We start from the raw sequence: 24,661 nt of genomic DNA on the forward strand, positions 1-24,661 counted from the left end.
AAAGGGAATTGCATGAAATGAGCAAAGATATGACCCCCCGCGTTATTAGCCTACACGACTGGAAAGCGCGCGCACTGTCGGCGAAAGGCGATGAACGCACCGCGACCCCAGCCTGCAGCATTGGCTCTGCGATGCGTTCATCCGCGCTCTATGTGCTTGCTGGGATGGGTGTACTGGCGGGCGTATTTGCGCTGCCAGCAGCAGGGGAGGCAGTGTCGTGGGTTTGGTATGGGTGGGCGCGTCTTATTACACGCGAGTATTCCGATGTGACCCCGGCGCTCTGGATAGACTGGCTGTCAATGATTGCGGCAGCCTGGGCACTGGCCATGGCGTATAAGCTAGGCAACTCAAAATTTGAACTGTCGGCTAAGTGTGCAGGGCTGATGGTTGCCCTACTCCTTTTTGGTGCCATACCCGCATTGTGTGCTTTGTACGCAACAGCGCCCGGTATGCATCTCGCTGATGGCAGCTATCCACTGATGGCAAAAATGGCTCTATTTACTGCCAACGCTTCCTTGCTGCTCATTGGTTTGGGGGTAATCGCCGCCGGAATCGCCGCAATAGTCATCTTCCCGCAATCTGAGCGGGAATGATGGCTGCGCCCGTTCTCGCCAAGCCCAGCCATCGAGCTGGGCAGGCAGCAGCGGCAGTAGAGAAATGTCCTTTACGCTCCCCGGTTCCAGCAGGAGGAATGAATGAACCGACAATCTGATGCAGCCCCCACCTTTAAAGAGCAGGTCAAAGCGCACTTTGTGGTCGCTCCAGTTTTCACGACGGTTAGCTGTATCTCTTCACTGGTTATGGCTGGAGGCGCACTGATTGACCCCTTTGGCCTAGCAACAAGGGTTGGAATGGGCGTGACCCTAATTTGTGCAATGGTCATGCTATGCCTACGCCCCTCAATTGAGGCTCAGATGCATAAACTAGCCGTCCAGCGTACTGAGCAAAGTCACACGCACTAACCACGGAAAACGACGATGAAGGCTGCGGAATCGGCATGGCAAAAACAGGTTAGCGGCGCGCTCGTAGTGTTGCAGCGACAGCGATTGGAGCTGGAGCATAAATTAGGCTTTTGGAGTTTGCCCTCCTACGCCTGGATACGGCGCATTCTAGGCAAGCCACCTATTTCCAAGGAAGTCACGCCGCAGATCGAGAAGATTGAGCACCGCATGTGGGTAATTTCATCCCGTTACAGGTAGGAAAACCACATGGATAAGGTTAATCGCGCTACACGGCGTACCGATTTGACCCTGGTGTTGAGCGGCTTAGGCTGCCTGGCGATCAGCCTGGCAGTAGCTTTTTGGATCTGGAACCATCCCTACGCCGGGCCAGATCTGCGCAGCGAGTTCAGCATGTTCATGGCGCCGGTTTTCATGCTGGGTTTGTCATTGAGTTTGTGGGGTAGTTGCTCGTTGAGTGCATCGAGAAAGCAGCACAGACAATCAATCAACTGATACCGGAAAACGACGATGGCCACGCACTTTGATCCATGCCCTGACGACGATGAAGCCGAGCAGGCGCCATGCGGCACTTGGCTCGGGGATGCCAGTAACGGTGCCAGCAACTGGGAGCACGTCGATTGTGGTTTGTGCCTGAGAATGAAAGCCAAGATCAGCGCCGCGCATGAAGCAAGCGAAGCCGCCATCGTCGAGCAGATGGGCGATATGGCGTCGTACATGCGCGCCTCAGCGACGTAGGAAAGCAAACGCCATGGCGAGGATAGAGCCAGAGCTTCGCAGTTGCCCATGGTGTAAGTCTGCGGCTGTGCTTGAGCAAGATTGCGATGGCTCATGGCATGTCTGCTGTTCGTTCAAGAGGTGTGCTGTGAAACCGATTACCCACGGTTACACGTACAGGCATGAAGCGATCATGGTGTGGAATTGCTGCGGTCAGCCTGACCTGATGCCTCAACCAATTTGTTAAAGGAGAACATCATGAAGCAAGCAGTCACGATCATAGACGTTGGCCCGGCCCACCAAGGCCTCCAGAGCATCATCGTCGAGAACTAGAAGAAGCGTCGGGAGTTCGGTTCTTGCCTCGCCAAGCTCTCAAGCGAGCCTGTCGCTCCGCGAGTGGAGTTATGTGGCTCTTTGGTGATTCGGCTCAGATCGCCCAAAAATGGACAAACGACGTTCAATCACCAGCTCACCAGGTTGAGCGACCCGAACAGGGTCAGACGCAACCTAAACCCGTCCAGTAGTCACGGAAAACAGCATGCAAATCAAAGTGAGAGAGGGATACGTGTTCCCGCTGAATCGACCGCAACAGGTCTGGTGGGGAGATAGCCCGGAGGTGATGCAGGTTGCTCTTTATGCGGGTCAGGAAATGATGGCCATCACCGATGATGCAGGGGCTTTCGAGTTGGATTACTTGGGCCACATTGGCAGTGGATTTGCCAGCATCGAGGACGCAAAAGCAGCCGCGCCGGAGTTCGCTCGCGCCGTGCTGGAGCGCCTGCGCAATCTCATTCAGGACGTGTAGGAAAACGAAGTGGCCGCGTGTTGATTCGCTGCGCTGAGTGATCAACTGCAAGCCGATCGCTTGCGCGTTAAGGCGTGTCATGTTGCGGCGCTGGAGGAAGTGACGAAAGCGGGTAAACAGGGGCATGGTCAGCTCCATCTGGAAGGTGGACAAATAGTCAGCGGCGGCGAATGGTGCCGCTTCGGCAGAGGGGCCCCTGAGCATCAATCGATCATCGCACACAAGGTCCCGCTGGACGTCCTGCTGAGTGTTCGGCCACGATCCATTCCCAGTAGCGGCGGAAGGACTTGTCCAAACCCGATTCAGGTATCAGGTGTTGCCAACGTAGCAACGACGCGCACTGTGGCTCAAAACCGTCCCAAGCCCAATGCCTGTGATAGAGGGGTAAGCTGCAGCCCGTAGGTGCACCATAGCTGCCACAGGGCAGCCTGGACGAATCCTGGGCGGGTCGAGCCCTTCGCGGCCGCCAGGTCATCAATGTAGAGGCGATCGAGCAGCGGGATGACGCCATAGCTGATTTCGCCTTTCGGCTGCGCACTGTCAACAGTTGCACACCGATCGCATAATGATTCAGCAGGGGTGCTTGGCGACGATGCTGCCGCGACTGCGAGTGCTGTGGAGCTGGAGGGCTATGGCTAGGTTTCCTGAGTGTTGTGCTTGATTGTCGCGGTGGTCTGCAATAGCCTTTGGGGCAGGGCTATTTGCTGCCTGCCCCCTCCGCCTCAATGGCATGGTGAGCAAGGTTTAACTCGAATGGTGATTCTCACCGGCAGGTCCAACGGAGGGACGACGCGCACCGCGGCCGGAACAGCGAGAAACCATCATGTCTACGATTGAAACTTTCAAAATGCAGGCCAAGCGGCTGTGCGGTCACCTCTCCCGCCAGAACATGCCTATCACGCATAGCCAAAGCCTGGAGGCTGTAACGGCCATGCATGGCCATCGCGATTGGAACACTGCGCTAGCTGCGATGAGTCGGGCACCTGTGATTTCAACACCCTTGCTGCTGGAAGTGACCCGAGACAGTTCGCCCGAGTATCTGAATACCTCTTTACAAGCGCTATTGCGCCTGGCACCGGTTGCAATCCGCTTTCAAATGGCGCCGGACCTCCGCGTCGAATTGGCGCGCGAGGCACACATTATGGTCGATCAGGTCGAGCGGGCAGGTATCACTGCGCTTCGAAGTAGCGGAGCAGTAGGTGCTGTTGATGATAACAGCATAGGCAAATAAGTTTGGTTGTAGAAAAAGGGCGTTATTTAAACGCCCTTGAAGGACTCTGAGAATCGTAATCCAAACAGGAAGCGCGGAATGCAACGTTTTGAGCAGCAGCTAGACGCCCTCAATATGCGTGAGGTGTGGGAGCGATTGCCGATAAGCCTTCGCTCGATTCCAAAACTGATACATGACTCAACCGGCATCGAGCTTGAAGTAATGCATAAAGCTGACTGCCTTGATCCACTGGTTAACATCGATATGGCAACAGCGGCGTTTGAAATCGATGGTCATCAGCAGAGAGTTATGCTTTGGTGTGACCCATTGACCGCTACGGAATCCGTTATCGGGCATGAACTTCTTCACCTTCGACGTGACATCTGCGAAGGCCAGATAAAACTCATGCCCACTAGATTCTGTGATCCCGCAATGTCCAATATGGCCTATCAGCTGGAAAATGAGATGGAGCACATCTTCATTATCCCGGAAGAGATCAGCCTTTTTTCTGATGCAGAGGATCGTTGGGCAAAAGATTACGCGGATGTGATCAACCGAATTATGAATCGTGAGAAGCCAGACAAGACTGAAATGGTTTTGGCGTGGATGCAAATCAGAAATTCTCTGCCAAACCACACTGACCTGGCGAAGAAATTCGGCCCTCACATCTATGCCCAAGGAGAAATGTGGGCGCAAGAGAGCCAAAGTTTTAATGACGTGGCAAAAGAAGCGAAGGACCAAAATAATAAAAGAAGGCTCCTCAGCTGGATGATGGAGGCCATTCACACATGGCATCCTGATCATAGAGATACTGTGGGATACGGAAGCTGGCAGATAACGGGTGCCGGCCTGAACTTTGAGCCGATGGGTGTTGGCTTATTACCCGACTAGACGCGTAAGCTTAAGACCCACGGATTTTGTCTGCCCGAGCTGGGGCGTACAAGAAAATCTAAGATTAATGAGGACAGTAAGCTTTGTCAGTGACTACACTGGGCCATCATCTACGCGAGGAGCAGCACCGATGGCGATTGAAGACGTAACAGAGCTGACGCAAGTGAATGGCCAGACCCAAGCTCAACGACTGCTGGATGAAGGGTGGTGTATCTTGGCAGTGTGCGTGATCCAGGATGGCAGCAGCCAATATGCCGAGTATCACTTGGGACGTGCCAAACCATTGGATACGGCAGTGGGCCCTGGTGTGCTGATCGGTAAGACGCAGCTCAAGGGCTGATCTGCTACGGTTGCAAAATGACTACACGAAGCCCCGGCCTGGTCGGGGCTTATCCATTTTAAGCTCCGAACAGACCAACCGATCAGGGAGTCAAATTGGACTGTGACCAGCCTGCTAGAAGGGAGTGTTGCCTTGTCCAATTCACAGCCCCGTCAGTTTCGAGGCTCAGAAAGTCTCGCGGCCGAACAGCGCTCTCGCGATGCTGTGCGCCCATTTTTGTAGGCTTGCGGCTTCAACGTTATAGAGGATCGCCGGATCCCCACTTGTTCAGCATCCCAGCAAATTGTCGATTTCCACACGCCCGATGGCCAGCATGTCAAAGCCCGGGTGCGCCTGTGCTGGCGCCGGGATGGTCGTAACCTGAGTGAGCAAAAGTACTCTGCTGCTCAGTTGACCGCTCACCTCCGACCCGGTTGCTGGGACGCCATCCTTGAGCATGTGGTGGGAGGAGATCTCGCCCAGGGCGTCAGCCACGCCATGCTGTTCCAGCGCCATTGCCGATCGTCGTGACGCCATTCTAGGACCTCCTAAACAAAGAAGGTCCGATCATGAACGCAGCACCAGAAGCAATTTATCGGCAGGTGGACGAAGACCAGGTCACGTTCTGGGTCGCAGTCGACGGGCGAGGTTATCGAGCGTGGGGCACCTTTAGGGGGCGGGACATCAACGCCCGGGGAGGATCTCGATCGGCCGCAGTAGGCGAGTGGCTTCGAAAGGCGAATTACGCAGCCAACGAGTGATGTCTCGGCAGAGGAGCGTAAGGGAGGATCCTCGACCGCTCCTCTGCCCCTGCGTGCGCCTGTAGTGCAGGGCAGCATGGAAGCAGAGTGTGTGCAGACCAGGTTAATCGAAGGTGGGCAGCCCCGCGTACTCGATGAACCGTTCAAGCACCGCTCGTTCGTCCGATGATGTGGCCGTTCCCCCATGGCTGGCTTTACCGCGGAGATCTATTTCCCAGGTGGAGTCTTCTGGGCCGATATACACCGCCGGGCGGCCATCTGGAAACTGGTCTGCCGTCAGGTCAACAATCACCGAATCCACAACGAGCCACATATGTGACTTGCCATTCCGGTTGGCGTTTACAGTGTCGGCCTTCGGGCCGCCTGGAATGCTGTTGAGATAATCGCCTAGGAGTTCCGAGGTCACTGCGCAGCATGCGCTAGGGAAATCCATCATGTGCTGCGGAAGAATGCCCAGGGCTTTCTGTTTGTCGAGCGATGCACGGAAGTCATGCGCGATCTTGTGTAGCTCAATCACCATACTGCGAACCATCAACGTGAGTGGGGCGGGGGAACGCCTTTGGGGCGCCCACAAAAAAGCCCCGGGAGTTCCGAGGCTTTTGACTTTCTTAGCCGTAACGCTAAGGAAGGAGCAGCAGGGCGAGATCACGAAGCGGCTGTTACGAGCAGCAGCATGAGGTCACCGCGCATCGAGGGCTAACTTACAGTACCGGCAGGACGGTTTCAACCAATACCGAATCGACTATTCGCAGAGTTGATTCATGGCTCTGTACTCCGACCAGTCGATACCAAGCGCGTCAGCCATTTGCCGATGGCGCTGGATCCGCCACTCCTGGGCTTGCTGTGGGGATTCGGCGACTAACTGAATGACGAACTCATCCAGCTCAATGCCCCGCCTCTCGGCTGCTTCAGCGAACACCCGCACCCGCTGAACTTGGCGGTACTCCTCAACCGTCATTCCGCAGGCCTCGATCACCCCAGCGCTAACCGCTTCAATTTTTTTCATTGCCTGAGGGTTTTCAGCGAAGTACTTGTTGCGAGCTGCGTCGTACCGGTTTTCGAAGGTCAGCATGCCTCACTCCCTGTTATGTGAATTCAACGCTGCGAGGCAGGGGATGCCCCAGATGCGCCAGTGCAGCGTAAGTTTACCGTGGAATGCCGTCACAGATGATGGCCCTGGGCGAGCCGATGTAGCTGATGACTGCGGAGCCAGCGCCGGGTCCAGCAGTTGAAAGGGTAATACAGCAGATCAGCCAGGCGGCCATCGCCATTGCTCACACCTACTTGGCCGGTGTCCTGGAGCGGGCTCGGGCAGCGACGAGCATCGACGATGCAAAACACGAGTCGAGCGTGGCCATCGGCTATGCCATGCTCATGGCTGACCTAGGGATGCTGACCGAAGACGAGTACATGGGCAAGCGTAGCGAGGCGCTGCAAGCCGTGGAGCGGCAATAGTGTCGGCAACCCAGGTAACCGCCGGTACAGCCGGGCGGCCTAGGAAACGTGTTGACGGCACGCACCTAACTTCTCCGGCCGTGGTTCGGGCGACGACGACGAGCCTGCTACAGAAGCAAGGCTTTTGGAGGCAAATATTGTCGTATAGGCAAATAATCATTGTTAGAGATTGTCCTATAGGATAATCTTTATTCATCGGGCAAGAGTCCCCTGTTGCCATGACTCTCATTACCGATACAGCAGGCGTACACTGCTACGTGGACGTCGATGACCTACCCATCGAAAAGCGCTTTCAGAGCGCGTAATTTCAAAAAGGAAGAGACCAAAATGTCGGAGCATACACTTTATTTACTGGGCTTCCTGGGCCTGGCCCTCGCTTATTTGGCGGCGTTTTTCTGTGTGCCGGCTGGTGTTCGGCGGGTCATGAAGTACATTGCCGCCTGCCTGTTTGTGGTTGGGGCCACCTTCACTGTCTACGGACTTCAACCCTGACCCAGTAGCTGACTTTTTCACGTGCTGAGTGGCAGTACCTGTTGCTTCTGCCTCTAGCCAACGGAGAATCACTTTTTGAAAAGCTTCACGATCTCGATCGCCTGGCTGATGCTGGTGCTCTGGTGTGCGATTCGAGTAGGTTTCGCTCTGCAAACCATTGAGCCGGCAGTTGCTCTCATCACCGACCCGTCAATTTGCCAAGCCGCGGGTGCTCCCGTCGTTAATGGCCTCTGCCGGGCTGAAGGGCGGATTGAGGGTGGGCTCGACGATCAATGGCATCTGCACACTGCAAGCACACCGGCCGAGGGTGTAACGCTACCAAAATCCGTCAGCCTGTTGTATCAGGTCGACTCATACCAGTTCCGCGGTGGTGCAGTAGCCGGCTATGGGCTGGCCATCCTGGCCTTTATCCTGGCGGCCCTGCCAGCTGTAGCCAACGCGTTGAGCATTTCTCGCAAAGCGCGCATTTCAGCTTGTTGATGAAATTTCGTCGGGCGTAGCGCAACATCAAGCGCACTCACAGACTGGGGCTGCAACGCTCTTTGAGCCTGCAGGATAAGCATTGATTGCTATGGAAATGGTACATGAGTAACCACCCAACGCCGCCTCGCCGGCGAACGACACAGCATGAGCTTCTGCTGTGCTTTGCATTAGTCATGCTCGGTTGGCAGGGATACTTGTTCCACTTGCAAGCTGACACAATTGATTCGTTCCGCGGTTACGAGTGGCCTTCGCTATGGCCGGGCGGAGTGGCTGCAATTGCTCTGATCTTGCTGGTGCGCTCGATTAGGCAGTATCAGGCGGCAGTGCGATCTGCTAAATGGATTCGCCGCGATGGTAGCCGTCTTCCGTAATCTGCTGGAAGTTACTCCCCGGCCGGCACATGAGCGGTTTTTTTGAGGGAAGCACCATGACTGAGCGATATGGGACTGATCAACTGGTTGGTGGGGGTTCGCTCGGAGCAGGTGACTCAACGAATGTTAAAGTCCGAATGAAGCCAGCTGCTCGCCATGAGTGGATCATTCAATGGATCCGTGAAAACGGGGACGCTGATGTCCTCAACAGCGAATTCGTCGACGCATATGTCTTCACCACTGGCGCGACATCCGTCGCCCTGGGACTAGGTGCTGATCGCTGCCGGCAATTGGGTCGTGATCTATCCACATTGCATGACGCTCAGCGCCTTACGCGTTGTCGTATCGGCCTGAAAGAACACTATATGGGCATGCCCAATTGGGTTTATGCCTATAGCCTTTAGGTCTTCTCTCACAGAGCCCATTTTTCCTTCGGCGCATGACACACAGATCATTGAGGATCTTCACATGCAAATCAAAACGGCCACCACCTATCGCTTCGTGAAGAGTGGAAACCTTGTTCGAACGATTGAGGCGACATCCTACGGAGGCCGAGGAAATTGGGTTGTAGCCCGGCTCGACACGGGAAAAGAGATGGTTGTCGCCGGCAAGGCGTTGACTGATCAAAATCACCCTGACTGGTCGTGAGAAATCCGTCTCGGCCAGTTACACTTCATGCTGCAGCTAGGCCAGGTCTGAGGAGAGGCGTGAGCTTCGCGCCCACAACGTGAGGTAGGTATGAGCGAGAGCGAGAATTACAGTCAGCTAGACCAGGATCTGGAGGCTTTCGGCGAAAGATGGTCTATCGAGTACTCGATCATCTGCTGCCAGGGTTGCCACTCCAGCCAAGCTGTTGATCAGGCGGCCGAATCGTTCACACATGAGGAAGGGTGCTCGAACGAAATCGAAAGCGCGCAGCATCCATGGCACGAGCTCAAAGCTTTGCTTCGTGACCTGCCTCGCCTTGGCTAGTAAAGCGGGTGGTCAATTTCTTCTCCTACCCTGGCCTCAAACTGGGTAGTTGGAATCTTGGTTAGTTTTGGTGTGCAAGCATTTTATGAAAGCAATTATCTTCGCAGCTTTGGCTACATTCTCGATTAATGCTGCAGCTGCAGAGTCAGTCAATATCAGCACCGAGCTCTATCGCAATGGAGAGCTTGTTTCCCAGCCTCATGTTGTTGCTGTCAGCGGCTCCCAGCGTCCCTACAAAAACGTTGAGTACAGGAAGTTCAGGGAATTAGTTGGTAATAAAGTTCGGCTCGGACGTCTAGAGCTAGGCACAACAGCCTACTTTACGCCAGTTATCACTATCGATGGAGACATCCGTCTCACCATGGACGTCAACTACGTACGCCTGAATGAAATGAAGGCCGACAAATTCGGTAGTCTCGCCGTCGACTTCCCTCAGACTGATGGCTTCGTGTATAAAGGAACCGATATTATTCCCAATGGTGGTAAGCGCGAATATAAATCTTACGATAATGGGGAAGAGTACATTTACGTCGTTTCGGCCACAAGGCAATAAGTGCATGCATTTCCGGCTCTTACGCTGAGTATACTTAGCCAACTGGCGCCGGGGCTCTTGCGCCAGCGTCAGTGCATCCGCCTGGCGCTGCTGGCAGTATGCGACCTCCCTCCTGCAAGCACTCCCCTCCCCACGATATTGATCTGAAAACCCTTCGTCAGTATTGTGCGTACGTGTTAAGAATCAATTAGTGCGCATGGATCTTTATCCGCTATCTAAGCCCTCAGCCCCAAGGCTGAGTTGGGTTCGAAAATCAAATTCATGAGGGGAACGTCCACGTGCGATCAGCAACAGAGAAGGAATGCCCGGGATGCAAGACGCGACAGAAGTTCTATGCGGGCAATGTCTGTCACCAGTGTGAGATCAAGCTTCGAGATTACCCATCGCTGAAAGCCACTGTGGACCAAGCCTCAGGCGGCTCGGCGGTACGCCTGCATTTCGGGGCCCGATTGGCGTTGCCAATGGGGTGCTACAAACTGCCTGGTAGCGAGCGTATGGCTGAAGCCTTGTCTGAACTTGTGCGAGCATCGTTCCCCACCGAAGAAGTCAGTCCTGGAGAAGTGACTGATCCTTGGGTACAAAGAGGTGCGGGCCGGATGTACAGCGGTGATGGCTTCTTCGAGGTGCGTCACCGTGACACCCAGCTTTGCGACTTCATCTCAACCGTCCCCCGTGAATTTCAAGAGGCCCTTCGCAAGTTCCTCTTCGCCACCGATGCAGTGTTACGCGAGAGCAACGCGGAGGGGAGGGTGCAGGGGCAGAACCTGCTGTTCCAATTGAACGATGGCAGCTTGTCCCTGGACGACTTCAACGTTCGGCTAACGCAGGCTCAGAATGGCAATAAGCGATAACCCTGGCCCCCGCAGCACAGCATTAGAAGCTGGCAGTGCGGCGGGGAAGAGGGCCGAGGAGTTGCCCAGGAAATTACCCGTAAGCTGGCCGCTGACGTCGGTGCCGGCGCCAATGAGGAAGCCATCATGACTGACGCACCTGTACTCGCCGTGCGCCGATGTGCGCCGAACCCCATAGAACCAGAGCACTCGCTTTGTGGCGACGCGCCAGAGGCGGTCGAGCTCGGCATGGCGCCGGAGCCGTTCGAGCCAGCCGGCAAGCGATCGATTACCTGCCGGCGCTGCTGTGAGGCAATACGCGAAGTGAAGGCGATACGCAATCGTCTGGAGCCACAGAGCGCATGGCTGGGCGATCGGAACCATTACCAAACCCATGAGCATACGCAGAGCTTTCGGCGACATAGTCGATCTGAGTAGTGTTGAGAGTGGGGGCTGCCTTGCCCGTATCGTCTCCGGGCCTGCTGATTGCAATGTCTGCACCGGATTTGTGGTGGGCGTCTTTGACGACCCAAATTGCGTTGAATGGAAGGTCTTGGAGGCCTTGGATGTGCACTTGAGCCCTACCGATAAGGAATTCCACCTCGTTTCCGAGTGTGTGATGCGCGATGCTGATCATTTCACGCCCCTGAACCCTGTGACCTCCTCTGGTCAGTGCCCGGCCTGTGCAGGGACAGCCGTGGTTAACGAATGGCAAGAGCTGTTATCAGGCACGCTGAAGGCATACAAAAATCTAGTGTGCGGCTGTGGCCACTGGCACGGGGACACCGGAAATCTTGGCGAGTACCAATACCTGGAAGACATTGATGACTGGATTGCTTGGCACCAGATTCACATCGAGCAGGAACTCGCCGAGTTGGAGTGGTTGACCCCCGAGGACTTCCTGGGCTTCGTGTTGGGTCTTCAAAAAGTACATTCCTCCTGTAATGTTGATGGAATATCGAGGGACACACCATCATGACCACTCCACCGGTGATACAGGCGCAACTGCAAGCGGCATTCCGCGCTTTGCGGCCTGGGCAGCTCTCACAAGGCCGCTTCGCTATCATGGCTCACGTCCTCGGTGAAAATGGGAAACCTGCGTGTGGAATGGCTCTGGATCTGGTGAATGCAGAACCCGCCGATCGTATCCAGGTAGCGGTGCGTTGCCGGCGGCCAGGTTGCTCCAGGCGCTGGCCAGATACTGATCCTCTCGATGAGCACTTCTTCTGCAAAGACCATTCTTGGCTCAACGATCTCAAATCAAGCGTCTGATCGGCAGACCCCGGCCGCCACCAATAGAGGCCGCTAACGCATCTTGGGAGAATAACTGCATGTCGATGGAGTTTCGAAACCTGGCGGGAAACACTGTGATGATTGATCTAGGTGCTGAAGGTCAACTAGCCTTTGCATTGCCTGACCCTGCCGCCGAGCCAGGCCTTGGCCAAGTTGAAGAAGTACGCCTTCTGCGGAAGCAGATCGAGGCGCTTGTTCGCAGCAGCGGGGATCCGGCTGAAGCAGCATTGAGCATATGCGTCTTGCTCGATGAGCACCTGGGATTAGCTGAGGAAGGGTTCTTTGACGATGACGATGCGGTCCAGGATGCGATCCTGGCTGCCCGGGCGGCAGATGAGTGAGGAGCTAATACTCCGTGGTGCCGCTGGTGCCGCTGGTCCGTTTCTAACCCTAACCAAGCATCTCACCCCGCACCTCGATGATCGCGCCGCCCAGGGGCGACGATCAGTTCAACCAGCCCTCCAACTCTGAACTCCCCATTCTGCGCGCTATCGCTGCAGATCGGGGGATTGGCTTGAGCTCAAAGCCATCGCATACTGTTCGCATATACAGTATAGGGGACAGTATGTTTTGGGATGACGAGCCGTTGCCAGAGGTGCCCGCCGACATTCTCGCCCAGGCCGCGAAAGGCGCCGACTCGGGGGATATCGGCGACCGCGAGCGTTCAGCTTTGCAGCGGGTGATCGCTATCAACCAGCGGCTATACCGCAGGGCCTGGGAACTGGAACGCAAGGTAGAAGAACTGGAGTCCCATGGGCAATCCATGCGGCAGCAGATTGTAGGCCTGGTCCAACTTACGCGACGACTGGGATACGAACCGTCTACGAAACAGCCCCGCTGATCGGGGCCCCGCCGGCCGCCTAAGCCCTAAAACACGTTGAATAATGTTCATGTCTTGGTATTATGCATACGTGTTATGTATTGTCCTGTGGCTGCGCTTCAGGCTTTCGAGATCCAAATAGGTGCTCACGAGCATGGAAGGAACCCTTCAACAAGTTACCCCGTGTCGAAAGTGCAACAGCCTAAGCGGCTGGTACGAGAAGAGAATTTGCAAGTACACGCAGATCTTCGAGGCCAACGGGGACGCCTTCGACGCCAGCAATATGGTGCGAGTTCGAGGCGGCGCTCGCCGCTTCTGTGTGCAGTGCCACCGCGACATAACCGATCAGATACAGGTGGTCGTCGCGTAACAACTCAGTCCAAAATCCTTTCAAAAACCAGAGAGAGACACGAATGAACAAGTCACAGGCACTGCCGCGAGAAACCTACATGGATCGCAACGGGCCTTGGATCCGCCCATTCTTCGCGGCGATCCTGATTCTGTTGGGGCCTGCGCTGATGCAGATCATGAATGCTACCCCGGCCTGGCTGCCAGCCTGGGCGTCGACGTTGGGTGGGGCAATCGGCTTCGTCTTTGCCGGCTTCTATGCGGTCAAGACAAACACCATTTCCGCATTGGTAGTTCGAGTTCTGGCGAATGCGCTGTGGCTGATGCTGATCGCTTACCTGGTTGTCAAAACCATGGCCCATTGAAAGAGCGGGGATCAACGTCCATGCGGGATCCGCTGAAACTGCTCCTTTTCTTCCCGGTCATCCCGATGGTTTGGGGCGGCCTGCAGTTGCACCTGCAATACCTAGGGTGGATTCCCCAACAAAGCCTGAAGTCGATCGTATGGATTATCGCCTTGAGCCTGGTGATGGCTCTCCTAGTTGCTTGGGTGCTCAAGAAGTCATCCTCCCAGGAGCGACTCACGCTTGAGATGAAGCTGAACAGTGTTGTCACTGGCGGAGGAGAGTCCTTCACCGGAGCGTTCTCATCGGATACCCGGTTCTTGGCTGATTTGGAGGAGTTCCAGAATGTCCTCCACGCTGTTGCGTGGCGTGATTCTCGAAACAATGGCTGCTTCAGGGCCTGGCGCGAACGGGCAACGGTCAAGATCTGGCCGGGGCCATTGGGGATCACTGAAATTGAGCTTGAGGTGGTTACCAGGGCCCTAGCTGCAGAATTCACCTCCCTGGAAGTTAAGGTGATGGGAGCGGCCTGTGAGGTCCCATCGCCAGCATTGTCGGTCCAGTCATGAGCTCAGTACACGAATTTTGGTGTCCCAAGTAGGCACATGTGCCTACAATGCAAAAGTAGGCACATGTGCCTATTTTCAGATGTTTGGAGGATTGATGAACGACGAACAGCGGGAAGCCAACCGGCAAGCGTTTCTGGCGCTGCTGAAACAATTTAACGTGAAGCAAGGTGAGAGTGCGGTGCTCATCAATGCCGTCACCCGGCGGCCATGCTCAATTCGAACTGTTCGCTCTTGGCTCAACGATCCGACAAAAAAATCATCCCGGCCTTGTCCATCCTGGGCGGTAAAAGCCTTGCAAGATGGGATTGTGTACATGCAGCAATTGATGGAGCGTCGAGAGCAGCAGCAAGCCGCGAAGCTGACAGCTGGAGACACCCCTAGGTAGGCACATGTGCCTATCTTCGTTATGCAACAGCTCGAACAAACCAATTAAGCCGGGCCTGCTGCCGGGCTGATACCGTATAAAACCATGTGATTTCGTGCACCTGAAATGAGGTTGTCGATATGCCTGCATGCCTGATTGACCCCGCTGACCTGGAGCGGCTCGCCAGCTCGGATACAGGGAGCCTGCAGGTCACCTTGTACCGGAGTGGCCAGGGTCTAGTCCCGTTGGAGGTTTGTGAAGACCAGGACCTAGCACGGGACGAGAAAATGACTGAACTGCGCTCCCTCATCGAGCATATGAAGACTATGAGAGATGAGTATTCCATCGCGTACAACGAAGGACTCATTGATGGTCGGCTCAAAGAACTGAGAGCGCTTGGGATTTTGAGCGAAGAGGACGTCTCTACTATCGAAGGGGAAGTAGCGGCGTGTGTGGCCCGTCTTTACTGAGCCAGCGCCAGCCCGCACAAATGAACTTTTAGGTTCAGCCGGCTGCGCATAGCACGTTAGTCAGGCAGCAGAAAACTCGTGTCGATTGCATTGTGAGGAATATCCACGCCCCACCATTCAAGCGAGCGGTCGCGGAAGGTCAGCCAGTCAGCCTGTGTTGGGCTTCCATGCGTACACATTCGGCACTCAGGTAAGCCAGACATCTGTTCGGTAACGGTATTGTGAAGATCAATTCCCCGAGGACTGAATCGGCCGACCGTTGAGCCGTCACTGCTGTGTATCCAGATTGTCTGGCGATTGGCGGCGATCTGAAGCTCGTAAAACAGCTCCTGGTCGGTTTGTTGAGTCATACCTGTACCTTGAAGTTTGCGTGTACACGGTGATGTACACCTACGTGGCTATCGTGGCAACCCTTCGAAGGAGCCACTATGACCTGGTCGGTGAATCAGATGCCTCGCGGCTTCACTCTACTTGACCGGAAGCGCAACGAAAAACGCCCCCAGCAAGCCGGGGGCGATGGTGTGCATGCTCAAGCCGCAGTTTGCTGTGGCTCAGTCATACGGGGTTGCGGCCGTGGGAGGCAAGCCACGCTCTGCGCGGAATTCTTGGGCCATCTTTGCACGACGCATATCGGAGAGGATGTCGAACTCGCGCTCGTATTCAGGATTGACGCTGCCCGTGACTGCGTAGGCGGCTCGGACCTTCTGGGATTGCACTTCGATGGCGTTACTCATCAGAGCCAGACTCCGCTTGGAGGTCGTTCGGGTGCAAGCCGTAGAGCCTGGCTATGGGGTCCCGTAGTGCACTGCGCAGCGCAGCCAATTCACCTTGCAAGTGCGTGATCTTGGCCATCTGTTCCGTTTCACCTGTATCAGCCATACGATCAGCCACCGCAGACATGTCGCTACTCACGTACGACAAGCCTCCGAAGCCGCTGACGCTGTAGCCGATGAGCTGAGCAAAATGAGCACGGTCCTCATCGCTGACATTTAGCTGGGCAATAGCGTTCATGTCGATGCCGCCTTGTTCCAGCAAGTGCACCACAATTGCATTCGCCTTGAATCGAAGCGAGCCGTTGTCGTCTTTGATGATTGGTTGCATAGGGTGAGTCATGGGGTGTCCTTGTGTGATTTCGAACTGGAGGGTTCTCGTTACACGGTGGGATGTCTTACATCGGGGCATAACGTTCAGTGGGAACAAAAAACCCCAGGCAAGCCCGGGGTGTGGTGGAGCGTTCGCCTAAGTGAGCCTGGAGACGCTATTTATCATCCGCGGCCTGGTCGCGAGGGCGAAGCAGCCGCACTGCATAGGTGCCGCTTACTACGTGGTCAACTTGGGCTGAAAAACGGCTGGTGCCCGCTTCAATTGCCTCAGTCGAGCAGTCTGGGGTGAAGCGCGCAGTCGTTGTGCTCAGCACATTGTTACCCTCGCTGTAGTATTCAGCGATCAGTCGCCTGGCACCGTCATCCCCGGCTTGCAGGTATGCGATTGCCTCTTTGATGCCGACCGCTGTTTGGTACTGCTTTCTGGCCACACCAGAGGTGCAGTTGAAACTCAGGTCGTCGACGATCAGCCAACCCTGAGACCCCAACCGATCAGCTATGAGCGTTTTCAGCGCATCGGCGTCATCTGCAGTGGTAACAGGTGAAGTTGTAGTCGGCTCACCTGGTAGGTGTTTTGCGTCGATCCGGTGAGCCAGATCCTCGGTCACAATGAAATGCGTGGAGCCAAAGGTTCGGACGACTCCACGCCCTTCGATTGGGGACTCCAAGCGATCGAGGAGGGGTCTGGTGTCGCGAATCTCCACTCCCTCACCGGTCTTGGAGATGCGCACGATGCACGCCATCTTGACGATGGTCCGTGCAAGCTCCGGGGTCAGGCAGGTCGCTACTTTCACGAGTGTTGTCATGGTTTCTCTCCTGGGGAATTGAACATCGTGCTCAGGGATGAGTTACATGGCGGAACAAGGATGCTGGCGCTCGCCGGCACGTCCGTTACACGCGTGCGTGAGCCATATCCATGGGCAAGTTCAACCAGATTTCCCTTCTGAGGAGTGCCACCCATGAGCAGCAACAAAACCGTCCCTGTCGCCGAGTACCGCCGTGCCTACGACCGTCTCCACCGCAAGGTCAATGACTACCATGCCTGCTGCAGTGCCGATGAAGTTTCCCATTGGAAAGAGATGACCCAACGGGTTTTGACTGAGGTCTCGAACATTTCGTGCTCGCGTGCGAAACCCGATGATGTCGAAAACATGGCCAAAGCGCGTGCGAGGGTCGAGGGCTACCTGGCCGCAGCCGAAGAGCGAATCGAGGCCTATAAACGCGCTGCGTGACTTTTTTCAACGCGAGCAAAAAGTGATTATTGGCGGATGAGCAGTATGGAATACCTACAATACACGCCGGCGCCGTCGGCACGCAGTGCTGATGTTCGCCGCATGCGTGCGGCATTGGCGAATGCAGGCTACATGGCCAGCGAGAACGATATCGAGCGGCTGTGGGATGACTACAGCTTCGCGAGACGCTTTTACAAGGCAGGTTGGTTTGATTTGCCCCAGGACGATGAGCAACTGCTGGAGCTTCTGCTTGTTGGGTTCAAGGTGAAGCCTATCCCCTACGACGATGACGATTCTATCCAGTGGCCTTCGCACTGGTAGTACCGTCCGCCAGGCCTGATCCCCTAACGCTGCACCACCCCGTTCTGTTCACGCAGTTCGGGGTTTTTTACACCTGCGCTTCCTGCTCAGTAGGGTAATTTCAGTAAGGCGCAACTCAAAGAGCCTGCTGCGATCGACTGCTGACACCCACAGCTTAGCCCGCGGGAGCTGCCGTCTGGGGTGGCTTATCAGGTGTTGTTGGCCATTCCTAGCTATACGGCCAACCCACTCCTTGAGGAAGAACCCAATGCAAACCATGCCCGTGACCATCGCCATGCTGCGCAACATTGCACCCGTTTCAGTGGGCGCCAGCCAGTTCAACGGAAAGCCAGTGTTCAAAGCCTACTCGAAGACCGTGGACCGCTATTTTGAGCTGCGCGGTGACGCCTCAACCAGCGATCACTACGCTGCACTGGTTGCCGAGTTCGGCGACGCAATCAGCAAGCCTGCGGCAGATTATGATGTCGAGCAATGCCCCCGGTGCTTCACCGATCTTGAAGTATTCCAGGTTGGCCTTTGCGACGACTGCCAGGCACTCGGTTGCTGAACCAATAACGTTTCATCCACCCGGCCCACGAGGCCGGGTTTTTTGTGCGCCTGACAGACCGCGGGCAGGTTGTCCTAGTTGATTATTGTTGTCCTATAGTTTAAAAATGCACTTTCCCACCGCGCTTGCGTGGAAGGGACGAGGTGGCGGGGGTCTGTTGACCAACCGATGCCATACAAAATTTTCGAGGACTTCTGCATGCCTGATCCATTCGCGCATCACCTGCGGCTTAAGCGCCCATGTGCGAACTGTCCATTCCTCAAGGAGGGAGCGATCGAGCTCACGCCTGGGCGTTTAGACGGGATTATTGAAGGGCTGCTGGAGGATGATCACAGTACATTCCAGTGCCACAAGACGGTGCACTCACGGAAGGGTGGTGAGTGGGATGAGGACGGCAATTACACCGCCTCTGGCCATGAGGCGATGTGCGCTGGTGCTGCGGCCTACCTGATGAAGAACGGGAGCCCCTCTGTCGCCATGCGGATTGCGTTTGCGACCGGAGCCGCAAACCCTGGTGACTGGAACGACGCGAAACCCTCCATTATCGATTGAGTCAGCCGGCATACCGTCTGCCCACACAATTTTCGGGTGCATGAATTTGGAAAACGAAGTTCAACTGAAACAGCCGCTGTTGACCCCGGCAGAGTTCAAGGCTGAGTACAAGGCCCGCGGCTGGAATGGCCGCCTGCTTGCCATCCGCTGGGATAAGACGGCTGTGTGGATCAGCAAAATAGTCAACGACCTTGACCGTGATCCGCACTGGGATGACGCGGTCCGCGGCTTGCCAAAAATAGTGATCACCAAGAAGTCGAAGGCGAAGTAGGCGCAATCGGCACCGAGGATCCGCGAAGGTTTTGGCCGGCTGGCTCGTTACACTCCTGGCAAAATGAACGTCGAATGAGGCGTATGTAATTGCGTTCCGCATCTCCCTGAGTCATGCAACGCAAGCCTCAGGAGATTGCAAATGGGAACACTCAACTCGACCCCTACTGGTCCGGAGATGCCTCTCAAATTGTGGGGAGGAGAACAAGGCCAGCGGCTGCGTCGCGCCCAGGCGCGTCACGAAAGAATGGTGGCCAAGGCGATCAACGGCAACGTATCTAGCCGTCGTCTCAAACAATTGGTCATGCGCTATGACCGGATCCTTTACGCCGCCGTAAAGCTCGCGCCTAGGTAGCAATGAAGTCTTAATCCCATCAAGAAGCCTCAGCATGCGTGCTGGGGTTTTTTCTTGCCCGCAGATAGGCGATTGGAATCTGGCTGGCGCCGTCGATCTGGCTTATCAAACCTACGCATGCATTTACGATACATAACGCGTACGTGTAATATTTGCAGCTTCTATTCAGGAGCTCTCCCAGCCATGCTTCCACCTTCCTCTGCTAGTGAAGCCCAGCTGAGTGTCCAGGTGCCGCCAGAGGCTGAAGCCTGATGCTCCCCGTCGACGAACTGAAGGCGGTCAGGGCCCGTGTCACAGAGTGCCTGGGGCTGGCGGCATCTCATCTTTCCCGTGACATTCCAGAGATACCGGTCCTGTTTAACCTCACTGGTAAATCCGGTGGCATGTTCAGGTACCGCAAAAACAAGGTGACTGGCCGGTGCTACGACCTGCAGTTCCGGTTCAACCGCATTTTGGCGCGAGAGAATCTCTCAGAGTACCTCGATCAAATCTGTCCGCATGAGGTCGCCCACTATGTCACTCACCTGGTATGGGGGGCAGAGGTCGATCCGCACGGGGCCGAATGGACCAAGATTATGGTTGAGGTGTTCAAGGTCCAGGCCGACAGATGTCACCAGCTTGACACATCGAGAGCAGTCAAGAGGGAGTTCCTGTACCAGTGCGGGTGTGAAGGTAGAACATTCCGGTTATCGACCAAAAGGCACAATCGCATGGTCAGGCAGACGGCGCTATACAGCTGCAATGCTTGCGGTCAGCTCCTGGCTTTCATCCGAGAGGCTGATAAGGCTGCGGCCCAGGTCATATCAAAGCTGTTCATTAGCACCTCGGGCCCCGCGATCGACAGCGCTCAAGCTGACCGGATCGCCAAGCTCATCATTGATCACCAGGTGAACCAGGTCGTCATTGACTGCTTAATCACGGGTGAGCGCCACCGCCAGTTGATAAGCAAGAAATTGAATGTCCCGTTGGCCTCGGTGACCAGGCATCCGACCCCCGACACACTGCCAGGCGGGGTGACTCACGCGATCATCTTCGGCGATGGCCAAGACGAGCGTCAAGTGCGCGTAGCCAAGGCTTTCGAGCAGCGAGGGGTGAAGGTGCGGATGGTCCGAGCAGGTGTTGGCTGAAGTGGCGGTTATGAAAGCGCCCATTACCCCGAAACAATTTGCGTAGAGCCCCCCATGCGTCATACCGAACCTACCCAGCAACACCCCGATGCCGCGGATACTTTCCGCCTGAAAGCATTCCGAGTCGTCACCGGCGAACTGTTCGCTGCAGCCAATGCGCAGCATGCGCTCGACATGGCCAAATCGCACCTCTCACAGCCCCAGCTCAGCCTGCGCGACGTCGTCGCGGCGAACCACTGGGATTGGGTGGTAGCGGATGAGAATGGCGCTGAGCTCGCCGCCGGCGCTTCGGCGCTACTCGCCCGGGCTACCGCTCCGGGCTTGCTTGGTCGTTGCAGAACAGACCATTCCTACCAAACCGTGTTCGTCGAAGATCTGATCGGACGAAGCTTGGAATGGGCCATGCGTGAAGCGAGCTTCAAGGCATTTGGTTTCATGATGAACGCTGAGCCTGGCTGCCCAGTCGCCACTCAGAGGGACGCCGTTCGGCGGTGGCTTGGGGATGTCGTGAGCGTCCCTGCAGATCTACACATCCTGGACGTGCAAGCGGCGTGAGCCTTTGGTATGCCGGCGCCATGCACCCAGCGCTAGGGGAGAGGCCGCACGTCATACATGTCCGTGTGGGCCATCTCCACCTACAAACTTAACGCACATGAGGTGCCGCACCATGACTAACCCAAACCAAGCAGTAGCAGTCTCCACTGAAGGCCGTGTACCAGCTGATTGGAAGGCTCCTGACTTCTATCAGCCATTGGACCTAATGCGCGCCAAGCTGGCTTTCCAGTTCGGCGATTTCGCACATCTTGTGCTCAGTCAGTTCGAAAAAGCGAAGACAGCATACATGGGTCGCGATATGTCGCAGGCTCAGTTCCCCCGCACTGGCGAGGAGGCGATGATCGAGCTTGAGGTTCGAACTCAAACCCTGCAGTGGGTTGTTGAAATGGCCGGTCTGACAGGAAAAGCTGCCGACTACGCAGCCAACCGCTATCACGAGGACACCGCGTTCTTGCTGGTCTACTCGATGCCAAACGAAGATGGGCTCCAGACGTTCCGCTGCGGTGGTGGTAGCCCGGGCGCCGCTCTTGCTCAATTCGCGCAGCAGAATCCAGACCGAGTTCAGCTCGTGCAGGAGATCTACGTGGACAAACGAAGCCTTCAGCCGGAAGCGGCATAACGATTCACCCAAACCCCACCGCCTAGCGCTGGGGTTTTTTTACGGCTGCAGAAAACCCGGACGTTCGGGCGAAAATTTATTTCTGCATGCATAACACGTATGTGTAATTTTACTGTTGTGCGTTTCGGATACTGTCCGTAATATCGGTGCGTGTGAAAATGACAGCATGGTGCCATCAACCTGCCGTATCGATCGTCGAGACGCTGGCGCCAGGCACATTGACCCAACCAATCACGAGGCCCAATCGATGACCCCTCAGGAACTGTTGCAACAGCCCGACGACCAGTACATGAACCCTGAGCAAGTAGCGTTCTTCAAAAACCTGCTGGTGAGCGAAAGCGCTACTGCCACGGAGCGGATCGAGCAGCTGCGCATCGACCTGACGGGCTTGGAAAAAGCTCCTGATGAAGTCGACGCAGCACTGATCGAGCAAGAGCGCCAGTCCATCCTGGGCAGCATCGAACGCGAGAACCAAAGTCTGCGCGATATCAAGCAGGCTATGTCTGCCATCGCAGACGGTAGCTACGGCTGGTGCGAGGACACCGGTGAGCCAATTGGCCTCCGTCGCTTACTCTCAAATCCTCGCTCGCTCTTGACTGTCGAGGCCAAGGAGAGCCGCGAAAACAAATCCCGGCACCTTCGCGCAGCGTAATCACTCTTCACCTGAGTCGTCGCCAGCCCCCGTCATACTGAGGTTAAACCCATGCCCAAGTCCCAGCCCCGCAATACATCCCGCACAGCGGATAAATTCGTGATCCGCTTGCCTGACGGCATGCGAGCGAAGATCGCCGACATTGCGAAAGACCATCACCGCAGCATGAACTCCGAAATCATCGCCCGCCTTGAGTTGAGCATCGAGCAGGATGAGCACGGCGACCTAACAGTGCGTACGCTGGCGCAGGTTACCCGGCGTTGTGAGGAGCTGGAGCGTGAGCTAGCGGAGCTCAAGGCTACTCTGGGCAACGAAACTCACAAGCCAGGTCTGCAGCAGCCGCCACGACTGGCGATCGCCAGCGCGCAGTGAAGGACGACCGCCATGGGGAACTTGCTTGATGTAGCTCCGGGCGCAACTGGCGCCGGCACTGCCGACTTTGCTGCGTTGCTCTTGAAGGCTGCCCAGCGGTATTTCTACTTGCGTGGCCCCGCCCTCAGGACCGGTAAAGCGAACACCCCAATGGTACGTATGGGTATCGACACACTGCTGAGCGGGGGCTCGCTCGATGCGGAGGTCGACCGGGCGATGATCGAAGCGCATGCCGCGGGGCTCAGTGTTCCACCAGGAGCCAGCGGCCATGCCGGCAGCCATCAGTTCTCAGCCGCTGAAGCGGTGTTTTTGCGAAAGCTGCTCGCAGCGCCTCAACCAGCGCAGGCGGCCCAACTCTTGAAGTATGCGACCGCGGTAGGGGTGCGTGACACAGCGAATCTCTTTGCCAACTACATCGCGTACATGAACTCTCCGATGCCCTGGCTGCAGCAGACGGCCAATGAAGGCACCCTCGCAACTTTCAGCAGCTCGCCATCCGCCCGTTTGGAAAATGCGCCTACTGGGAGCCAGCGGGCTACTGAGGGGAGCACGCGTCGGACCTGGTCGCTGGAGGCTCCGGAAAGTGCCGGTCAGTTTTGGAACTGGAGTGGGAAGGAGGGCATCGATGCCTCGTTGTTGGTGGTGACCTGGTCGTCGGACTTAGGCAAGTTCTGCGTAGAAGGGGCACCTGGTACAACGCGACCGATCAGTTGTGAGGAGTGGGGAGGATGGTGGGCTGAGCTCGACCGGCCTAACCCTGCCGAAGAGATCGGTTGCCTTCGCTACGCGTCTGCCGGCTGATCGTCAGCTCACCTTGCCCCATCAGAAAGCACTCAGGTGCCTCAACCTCAATCATTCAAGACAGTGCTCATGAGGGCGCTGTCATCACCGACATTACCTAACAAGGCATGACCATGTGGTTTAAGAATCTGACCGTTTACCGCCTGACCCAAGATATTGAATTTGCCGCGGATACGCTCCAAGCCGCCCTGGCGTCGAAGCCGGCACGGCCGTGCGGCTCGCAAGAGCTGGTCACCTATGGCTTCATCGCGCCGCTGGGCAAGGGGGAGGATGCTCCACTCGTTCACCAGAGCGGGAATTTCTTTCTGATCAGTGCTCGGAAGGAAGAGCGCATCCTGCCGGCAAGCGTGGTCAATGATGCCGTGAAGGAGAAGGTCGAGGAGATAGAGAACGCTCAGCAGCGCAAGGTCTACAAGAAAGAGCGTGACCAGATCAAGGACGAAACGATCCAGGCCATGCTGCCGAAGGCGTTTATCCGTCGGAGTGTGATCACAGCGACCATCGCGCCCAAGCTCGGGCTGATTATCGTCAACAATGCGAGCGCCAAACGTGCTGAGGATCTGCTCTCCACGCTCCGTGAAGTAATGGGATCCCTGCCGGTGCGCCCGGTGACTGTGAAGATCGCCCCGAGCGCGACCCTCACTGACTGGCTCAAAACCGGCCAGGCGAGCGAAGGCTTCTACGTCCTGGACGAATGTGAACTGCACGATACCCATGAAGAGGGGGGGTCAGTTCGCTGCAAGCGGCAGGATCTCACCAGCGACGAAATAAAAAATCACCTGGCAACTGGCAAGGTCGCGACCAAGCTTTCGCTTGCTTGGCAGGACAAATTGTCATTCATTCTGGACGACAAGCTGGTGATCAGACGCTTGAAGTTCGAAGAGTTGCTTCAGGAGCAGGCTTCCCAGGATGGGGGAGAAGATGCCCTGGCGCAGGCTGACGCCACGTTCGTGTTGATGATGATGACCTTCGCCGAATTCCTCCCGGCTCTGTACGAGGCGCTGGGTGGTGAGGAAGTGCCGGCGTCCATCTGAACCAAGCAGGACCCCAAGCCTCCGCTATAGCGGGGGCATTTTTTTGCCCGAAAAAAGTATGGAGCCTTGTTCCGCATTCCAGGTGTGTACGGACA

42 protein-coding genes are annotated in these 24,661 nt (G+C 56.1%); 35 read left to right on the forward strand and 7 right to left on the reverse strand.

Features of this window, described 5'->3' with window-relative positions:
• Window positions 1-17 precede the first annotated feature (17 nt).
• From L6D80_RS19615 to L6D80_RS19650, 8 genes are all read left to right on the forward strand, one after another.
• Entirely contained in the window at window positions 18-593 is a 576-nt protein-coding gene (locus tag L6D80_RS19615) for a hypothetical protein (protein WP_135002594.1), read from the forward strand.
• Window positions 594-977: 384 nt separating this feature from the next.
• On the forward strand, window positions 978-1,199 hold the full coding sequence (locus tag L6D80_RS19620; RefSeq protein WP_023383669.1) for a hypothetical protein: 222 nt from the start codon (window positions 978-980) through the stop codon (window positions 1,197-1,199).
• Between the two features lie 9 nt (window positions 1,200-1,208).
• Complete coding sequence (locus L6D80_RS19625) at window positions 1,209-1,454, forward strand: hypothetical protein (protein ID WP_023383670.1); 246 nt, start codon at window positions 1,209-1,211, stop codon at window positions 1,452-1,454.
• Between the two features lie 15 nt (window positions 1,455-1,469).
• On the forward strand, window positions 1,470-1,697 hold the full coding sequence (locus L6D80_RS19630) for a hypothetical protein (RefSeq protein ID WP_023383671.1): 228 nt from the start codon (window positions 1,470-1,472) through the stop codon (window positions 1,695-1,697).
• Window positions 1,698-2,214: 517 nt separating this feature from the next.
• Complete coding sequence (locus tag L6D80_RS19635) at window positions 2,215-2,481, forward strand: hypothetical protein (RefSeq protein ID WP_041925789.1); 267 nt, start codon at window positions 2,215-2,217, stop codon at window positions 2,479-2,481.
• 823 nt (window positions 2,482-3,304) lie between these two features.
• The gene (locus L6D80_RS19640) at window positions 3,305-3,712 is read left to right on the forward strand and encodes a glyoxalase superfamily protein (RefSeq protein ID WP_023383673.1); all 408 of its coding nucleotides are present in this window, start codon (window positions 3,305-3,307) and stop codon (window positions 3,710-3,712) included.
• 78 nt (window positions 3,713-3,790) lie between these two features.
• Complete coding sequence (locus L6D80_RS19645; RefSeq protein WP_023383674.1) at window positions 3,791-4,582, forward strand: hypothetical protein; 792 nt, start codon at window positions 3,791-3,793, stop codon at window positions 4,580-4,582.
• Between the two features lie 130 nt (window positions 4,583-4,712).
• The gene (locus tag L6D80_RS19650) at window positions 4,713-4,922 is read left to right on the forward strand and encodes a hypothetical protein (RefSeq protein WP_023383675.1); all 210 of its coding nucleotides are present in this window, start codon (window positions 4,713-4,715) and stop codon (window positions 4,920-4,922) included.
• Window positions 4,923-5,189: 267 nt separating this feature from the next.
• On the opposite strand, the gene L6D80_RS19655 is transcribed toward L6D80_RS19650, so the two are convergent.
• The 3 genes from L6D80_RS19655 to L6D80_RS19665 form a co-directional block, all read right to left on the reverse strand.
• Window positions 5,190-5,438, reverse strand: coding sequence for a hypothetical protein (locus L6D80_RS19655; RefSeq protein WP_023383676.1), 249 nt, complete (start codon window positions 5,436-5,438; stop codon window positions 5,190-5,192).
• 327 nt (window positions 5,439-5,765) lie between these two features.
• A complete protein-coding gene (locus L6D80_RS19660) occupies window positions 5,766-6,182 on the reverse strand; it encodes a hypothetical protein (protein ID WP_060501053.1) in 417 nt (138 codons plus the stop codon).
• Window positions 6,183-6,404: 222 nt separating this feature from the next.
• Window positions 6,405-6,734, reverse strand: coding sequence for a DUF6388 family protein (locus tag L6D80_RS19665; protein ID WP_023383678.1), 330 nt, complete (start codon window positions 6,732-6,734; stop codon window positions 6,405-6,407).
• A 125-nt stretch (window positions 6,735-6,859) separates the two neighbouring features.
• Here L6D80_RS19665 and L6D80_RS19670 point away from each other — a divergent pair, with 125 nt between their 5' ends.
• The 14 genes from L6D80_RS19670 (at window position 6,860) to L6D80_RS19735 (ending at window position 15,026) form a co-directional block, all read left to right on the forward strand.
• Window positions 6,860-7,117 (forward strand): hypothetical protein, encoded by a 258-nt coding sequence (locus L6D80_RS19670; protein ID WP_023383679.1) that lies wholly within the window; start codon window positions 6,860-6,862, stop codon window positions 7,115-7,117.
• A 267-nt stretch (window positions 7,118-7,384) separates the two neighbouring features.
• Window positions 7,385-7,609, forward strand: coding sequence for a hypothetical protein (locus L6D80_RS19675; protein WP_135002593.1), 225 nt, complete (start codon window positions 7,385-7,387; stop codon window positions 7,607-7,609).
• A gap of 75 nt (window positions 7,610-7,684) precedes the next feature.
• A complete protein-coding gene (locus L6D80_RS19680) occupies window positions 7,685-8,089 on the forward strand; it encodes a hypothetical protein (protein ID WP_023383680.1) in 405 nt (134 codons plus the stop codon).
• 430 nt (window positions 8,090-8,519) lie between these two features.
• On the forward strand, window positions 8,520-8,867 hold the full coding sequence (locus L6D80_RS19685) for a hypothetical protein (RefSeq protein WP_135002592.1): 348 nt from the start codon (window positions 8,520-8,522) through the stop codon (window positions 8,865-8,867).
• A gap of 64 nt (window positions 8,868-8,931) precedes the next feature.
• Window positions 8,932-9,111, forward strand: coding sequence for a hypothetical protein (locus L6D80_RS19690; protein WP_122227898.1), 180 nt, complete (start codon window positions 8,932-8,934; stop codon window positions 9,109-9,111).
• 409 nt (window positions 9,112-9,520) lie between these two features.
• A complete protein-coding gene (locus tag L6D80_RS19695) occupies window positions 9,521-9,988 on the forward strand; it encodes a hypothetical protein (protein WP_023383682.1) in 468 nt (155 codons plus the stop codon).
• Between the two features lie 494 nt (window positions 9,989-10,482).
• On the forward strand, window positions 10,483-10,839 hold the full coding sequence (locus L6D80_RS19700; protein WP_139139836.1) for a hypothetical protein: 357 nt from the start codon (window positions 10,483-10,485) through the stop codon (window positions 10,837-10,839).
• Between the two features lie 373 nt (window positions 10,840-11,212).
• Entirely contained in the window at window positions 11,213-11,797 is a 585-nt protein-coding gene (locus L6D80_RS19705; protein WP_023383684.1) for a hypothetical protein, read from the forward strand.
• A gap of 352 nt (window positions 11,798-12,149) precedes the next feature.
• Window positions 12,150-12,452: a hypothetical protein gene (locus L6D80_RS19710; protein ID WP_023383686.1), complete on the forward strand. Its 303-nt coding sequence runs from the start codon at window positions 12,150-12,152 to the stop codon at window positions 12,450-12,452.
• Between the two features lie 224 nt (window positions 12,453-12,676).
• On the forward strand, window positions 12,677-12,952 hold the full coding sequence (locus tag L6D80_RS19715; RefSeq protein ID WP_041925829.1) for a hypothetical protein: 276 nt from the start codon (window positions 12,677-12,679) through the stop codon (window positions 12,950-12,952).
• Between the two features lie 428 nt (window positions 12,953-13,380).
• Window positions 13,381-13,644, forward strand: coding sequence for a hypothetical protein (locus tag L6D80_RS19720; protein ID WP_135002423.1), 264 nt, complete (start codon window positions 13,381-13,383; stop codon window positions 13,642-13,644).
• 20 nt (window positions 13,645-13,664) lie between these two features.
• Window positions 13,665-14,192, forward strand: a complete 528-nt coding sequence (locus tag L6D80_RS19725) for a hypothetical protein (RefSeq protein ID WP_023383690.1) — start codon at window positions 13,665-13,667, stop codon at window positions 14,190-14,192.
• Between the two features lie 94 nt (window positions 14,193-14,286).
• Window positions 14,287-14,577, forward strand: a complete 291-nt coding sequence (locus L6D80_RS19730) for a hypothetical protein (protein ID WP_041925792.1) — start codon at window positions 14,287-14,289, stop codon at window positions 14,575-14,577.
• 266 nt (window positions 14,578-14,843) lie between these two features.
• Window positions 14,844-15,026, forward strand: coding sequence for a hypothetical protein (locus L6D80_RS19735; RefSeq protein ID WP_135002422.1), 183 nt, complete (start codon window positions 14,844-14,846; stop codon window positions 15,024-15,026).
• A gap of 56 nt (window positions 15,027-15,082) precedes the next feature.
• On the opposite strand, the gene L6D80_RS19740 is transcribed toward L6D80_RS19735, so the two are convergent.
• The 4 genes from L6D80_RS19740 to L6D80_RS19755 all read right to left on the reverse strand — a co-directional run bounded on the left by L6D80_RS19740 (window position 15,083) and on the right by L6D80_RS19755 (window position 16,935).
• A complete protein-coding gene (locus L6D80_RS19740; protein WP_023383692.1) occupies window positions 15,083-15,376 on the reverse strand; it encodes a hypothetical protein in 294 nt (97 codons plus the stop codon).
• 201 nt (window positions 15,377-15,577) lie between these two features.
• A complete protein-coding gene (locus tag L6D80_RS19745) occupies window positions 15,578-15,760 on the reverse strand; it encodes a hypothetical protein (RefSeq protein ID WP_023383693.1) in 183 nt (60 codons plus the stop codon).
• A complete protein-coding gene (locus tag L6D80_RS19750; RefSeq protein WP_023383694.1) occupies window positions 15,753-16,127 on the reverse strand; it encodes a hypothetical protein in 375 nt (124 codons plus the stop codon). The genes L6D80_RS19745 and L6D80_RS19750 overlap by 8 nt, the downstream gene beginning before the upstream one ends.
• 157 nt (window positions 16,128-16,284) lie before the next feature.
• Window positions 16,285-16,935, reverse strand: a complete 651-nt coding sequence (locus L6D80_RS19755) for a hypothetical protein (RefSeq protein ID WP_023383695.1) — start codon at window positions 16,933-16,935, stop codon at window positions 16,285-16,287.
• 153 nt (window positions 16,936-17,088) lie between these two features.
• Between L6D80_RS19755 and L6D80_RS19760 the strand changes: the two genes are divergently transcribed.
• The 13 genes from L6D80_RS19760 (at window position 17,089) to rdgC (ending at window position 24,566) form a co-directional block, all read left to right on the forward strand.
• Complete coding sequence (locus L6D80_RS19760; RefSeq protein ID WP_060501055.1) at window positions 17,089-17,361, forward strand: hypothetical protein; 273 nt, start codon at window positions 17,089-17,091, stop codon at window positions 17,359-17,361.
• 45 nt (window positions 17,362-17,406) lie between these two features.
• Complete coding sequence (locus L6D80_RS19765) at window positions 17,407-17,682, forward strand: hypothetical protein (protein ID WP_060501057.1); 276 nt, start codon at window positions 17,407-17,409, stop codon at window positions 17,680-17,682.
• A gap of 247 nt (window positions 17,683-17,929) precedes the next feature.
• Window positions 17,930-18,229, forward strand: coding sequence for a hypothetical protein (locus L6D80_RS19770; protein ID WP_060501059.1), 300 nt, complete (start codon window positions 17,930-17,932; stop codon window positions 18,227-18,229).
• 198 nt (window positions 18,230-18,427) lie between these two features.
• Window positions 18,428-18,781, forward strand: coding sequence for a hypothetical protein (locus tag L6D80_RS19775; protein ID WP_054925963.1), 354 nt, complete (start codon window positions 18,428-18,430; stop codon window positions 18,779-18,781).
• Window positions 18,782-18,827: 46 nt separating this feature from the next.
• Window positions 18,828-19,052, forward strand: coding sequence for a hypothetical protein (locus L6D80_RS19780; RefSeq protein WP_226342923.1), 225 nt, complete (start codon window positions 18,828-18,830; stop codon window positions 19,050-19,052).
• A gap of 141 nt (window positions 19,053-19,193) precedes the next feature.
• Window positions 19,194-19,406 carry a hypothetical protein gene (locus tag L6D80_RS19785; protein ID WP_054925947.1) on the forward strand — a complete coding sequence of 71 codons (213 nt, stop codon included), beginning with the start codon at window positions 19,194-19,196 and terminating at the stop codon, window positions 19,404-19,406.
• A gap of 251 nt (window positions 19,407-19,657) precedes the next feature.
• Window positions 19,658-20,533, forward strand: coding sequence for a SprT family zinc-dependent metalloprotease (locus L6D80_RS19790; protein ID WP_082420985.1), 876 nt, complete (start codon window positions 19,658-19,660; stop codon window positions 20,531-20,533).
• Window positions 20,534-20,587: 54 nt separating this feature from the next.
• Window positions 20,588-21,088, forward strand: coding sequence for a hypothetical protein (locus L6D80_RS19795; RefSeq protein ID WP_054925949.1), 501 nt, complete (start codon window positions 20,588-20,590; stop codon window positions 21,086-21,088).
• A 112-nt stretch (window positions 21,089-21,200) separates the two neighbouring features.
• Complete coding sequence (locus L6D80_RS19800) at window positions 21,201-21,707, forward strand: hypothetical protein (RefSeq protein ID WP_054925951.1); 507 nt, start codon at window positions 21,201-21,203, stop codon at window positions 21,705-21,707.
• Window positions 21,708-21,954: 247 nt separating this feature from the next.
• A complete protein-coding gene (locus tag L6D80_RS19805; protein WP_054925954.1) occupies window positions 21,955-22,359 on the forward strand; it encodes a TraR/DksA family transcriptional regulator in 405 nt (134 codons plus the stop codon).
• A gap of 51 nt (window positions 22,360-22,410) precedes the next feature.
• Window positions 22,411-22,731: an Arc family DNA-binding protein gene (locus tag L6D80_RS19810; RefSeq protein ID WP_082420986.1), complete on the forward strand. Its 321-nt coding sequence runs from the start codon at window positions 22,411-22,413 to the stop codon at window positions 22,729-22,731.
• Between the two features lie 12 nt (window positions 22,732-22,743).
• Entirely contained in the window at window positions 22,744-23,532 is a 789-nt protein-coding gene (locus L6D80_RS19815; protein WP_054925956.1) for a hypothetical protein, read from the forward strand.
• Between the two features lie 113 nt (window positions 23,533-23,645).
• Window positions 23,646-24,566 (forward strand): recombination-associated protein RdgC, encoded by a 921-nt coding sequence (rdgC, locus tag L6D80_RS19820; RefSeq protein WP_060501065.1) that lies wholly within the window; start codon window positions 23,646-23,648, stop codon window positions 24,564-24,566.
• Window positions 24,567-24,661 lie beyond the last annotated feature (95 nt).

The organism is Pseudomonas ceruminis (genome assembly GCF_021602025.1).
Taxonomy (GTDB): Bacteria; Pseudomonadota; Gammaproteobacteria; order Pseudomonadales; family Pseudomonadaceae; genus Aquipseudomonas; species Aquipseudomonas ceruminis.

Coding starts and splice junctions, on each gene's coding strand:
- rdgC (WP_060501065.1), top strand. CDS start 23,646: ATGTGGTTTAAGAATCTGACCGTTTACCGCCTGACCCAAGATATTGAA.
- L6D80_RS19810 (WP_082420986.1), top strand. CDS start 22,411: ATGCCCAAGTCCCAGCCCCGCAATACATCCCGCACAGCGGATAAATTC.
- L6D80_RS19705 (WP_023383684.1), top strand. CDS start 11,213: ATGAGCATACGCAGAGCTTTCGGCGACATAGTCGATCTGAGTAGTGTT.
- L6D80_RS19640 (WP_023383673.1), top strand. CDS start 3,305: ATGTCTACGATTGAAACTTTCAAAATGCAGGCCAAGCGGCTGTGCGGT.
- L6D80_RS19690 (WP_122227898.1), top strand. CDS start 8,932: ATGCAAATCAAAACGGCCACCACCTATCGCTTCGTGAAGAGTGGAAAC.
- L6D80_RS19750 (WP_023383694.1), bottom strand. CDS start 16,127: ATGCAACCAATCATCAAAGACGACAACGGCTCGCTTCGATTCAAGGCG.
- L6D80_RS19685 (WP_135002592.1), top strand. CDS start 8,520: ATGACTGAGCGATATGGGACTGATCAACTGGTTGGTGGGGGTTCGCTC.
- L6D80_RS19730 (WP_041925792.1), top strand. CDS start 14,287: ATGAACGACGAACAGCGGGAAGCCAACCGGCAAGCGTTTCTGGCGCTG.
- L6D80_RS19720 (WP_135002423.1), top strand. CDS start 13,381: ATGGATCGCAACGGGCCTTGGATCCGCCCATTCTTCGCGGCGATCCTG.
- L6D80_RS19745 (WP_023383693.1), bottom strand. CDS start 15,760: ATGAGTAACGCCATCGAAGTGCAATCCCAGAAGGTCCGAGCCGCCTAC.
- L6D80_RS19630 (WP_023383671.1), top strand. CDS start 1,470: ATGGCCACGCACTTTGATCCATGCCCTGACGACGATGAAGCCGAGCAG.
- L6D80_RS19735 (WP_135002422.1), top strand. CDS start 14,844: ATGACTGAACTGCGCTCCCTCATCGAGCATATGAAGACTATGAGAGAT.
- L6D80_RS19620 (WP_023383669.1), top strand. CDS start 978: ATGAAGGCTGCGGAATCGGCATGGCAAAAACAGGTTAGCGGCGCGCTC.
- L6D80_RS19645 (WP_023383674.1), top strand. CDS start 3,791: ATGCAACGTTTTGAGCAGCAGCTAGACGCCCTCAATATGCGTGAGGTG.
- L6D80_RS19660 (WP_060501053.1), bottom strand. CDS start 6,182: ATGGTGATTGAGCTACACAAGATCGCGCATGACTTCCGTGCATCGCTC.
- L6D80_RS19785 (WP_054925947.1), top strand. CDS start 19,194: ATGGGAACACTCAACTCGACCCCTACTGGTCCGGAGATGCCTCTCAAA.
- L6D80_RS19770 (WP_060501059.1), top strand. CDS start 17,930: ATGCAAACCATGCCCGTGACCATCGCCATGCTGCGCAACATTGCACCC.
- L6D80_RS19715 (WP_041925829.1), top strand. CDS start 12,677: ATGTTTTGGGATGACGAGCCGTTGCCAGAGGTGCCCGCCGACATTCTC.
- L6D80_RS19615 (WP_135002594.1), top strand. CDS start 18: ATGAGCAAAGATATGACCCCCCGCGTTATTAGCCTACACGACTGGAAA.
- L6D80_RS19670 (WP_023383679.1), top strand. CDS start 6,860: ATGACTGCGGAGCCAGCGCCGGGTCCAGCAGTTGAAAGGGTAATACAG.
- L6D80_RS19700 (WP_139139836.1), top strand. CDS start 10,483: ATGGCTGAAGCCTTGTCTGAACTTGTGCGAGCATCGTTCCCCACCGAA.
- L6D80_RS19635 (WP_041925789.1), top strand. CDS start 2,215: ATGCAAATCAAAGTGAGAGAGGGATACGTGTTCCCGCTGAATCGACCG.
- L6D80_RS19665 (WP_023383678.1), bottom strand. CDS start 6,734: ATGCTGACCTTCGAAAACCGGTACGACGCAGCTCGCAACAAGTACTTC.
- L6D80_RS19675 (WP_135002593.1), top strand. CDS start 7,385: ATGACCTACCCATCGAAAAGCGCTTTCAGAGCGCGTAATTTCAAAAAG.
- L6D80_RS19805 (WP_054925954.1), top strand. CDS start 21,955: ATGACCCCTCAGGAACTGTTGCAACAGCCCGACGACCAGTACATGAAC.
- L6D80_RS19760 (WP_060501055.1), top strand. CDS start 17,089: ATGAGCAGCAACAAAACCGTCCCTGTCGCCGAGTACCGCCGTGCCTAC.
- L6D80_RS19695 (WP_023383682.1), top strand. CDS start 9,521: ATGAAAGCAATTATCTTCGCAGCTTTGGCTACATTCTCGATTAATGCT.
- L6D80_RS19710 (WP_023383686.1), top strand. CDS start 12,150: ATGTCGATGGAGTTTCGAAACCTGGCGGGAAACACTGTGATGATTGAT.
- L6D80_RS19725 (WP_023383690.1), top strand. CDS start 13,665: ATGCGGGATCCGCTGAAACTGCTCCTTTTCTTCCCGGTCATCCCGATG.
- L6D80_RS19755 (WP_023383695.1), bottom strand. CDS start 16,935: ATGACAACACTCGTGAAAGTAGCGACCTGCCTGACCCCGGAGCTTGCA.
- L6D80_RS19815 (WP_054925956.1), top strand. CDS start 22,744: ATGGGGAACTTGCTTGATGTAGCTCCGGGCGCAACTGGCGCCGGCACT.
- L6D80_RS19650 (WP_023383675.1), top strand. CDS start 4,713: ATGGCGATTGAAGACGTAACAGAGCTGACGCAAGTGAATGGCCAGACC.
- L6D80_RS19625 (WP_023383670.1), top strand. CDS start 1,209: ATGGATAAGGTTAATCGCGCTACACGGCGTACCGATTTGACCCTGGTG.
- L6D80_RS19775 (WP_054925963.1), top strand. CDS start 18,428: ATGCCTGATCCATTCGCGCATCACCTGCGGCTTAAGCGCCCATGTGCG.
- L6D80_RS19800 (WP_054925951.1), top strand. CDS start 21,201: ATGACTAACCCAAACCAAGCAGTAGCAGTCTCCACTGAAGGCCGTGTA.
- L6D80_RS19795 (WP_054925949.1), top strand. CDS start 20,588: ATGCGTCATACCGAACCTACCCAGCAACACCCCGATGCCGCGGATACT.
- L6D80_RS19740 (WP_023383692.1), bottom strand. CDS start 15,376: ATGACTCAACAAACCGACCAGGAGCTGTTTTACGAGCTTCAGATCGCC.
- L6D80_RS19765 (WP_060501057.1), top strand. CDS start 17,407: ATGGAATACCTACAATACACGCCGGCGCCGTCGGCACGCAGTGCTGAT.
- L6D80_RS19655 (WP_023383676.1), bottom strand. CDS start 5,438: ATGGCGTCACGACGATCGGCAATGGCGCTGGAACAGCATGGCGTGGCT.
- L6D80_RS19790 (WP_082420985.1), top strand. CDS start 19,658: ATGCTCCCCGTCGACGAACTGAAGGCGGTCAGGGCCCGTGTCACAGAG.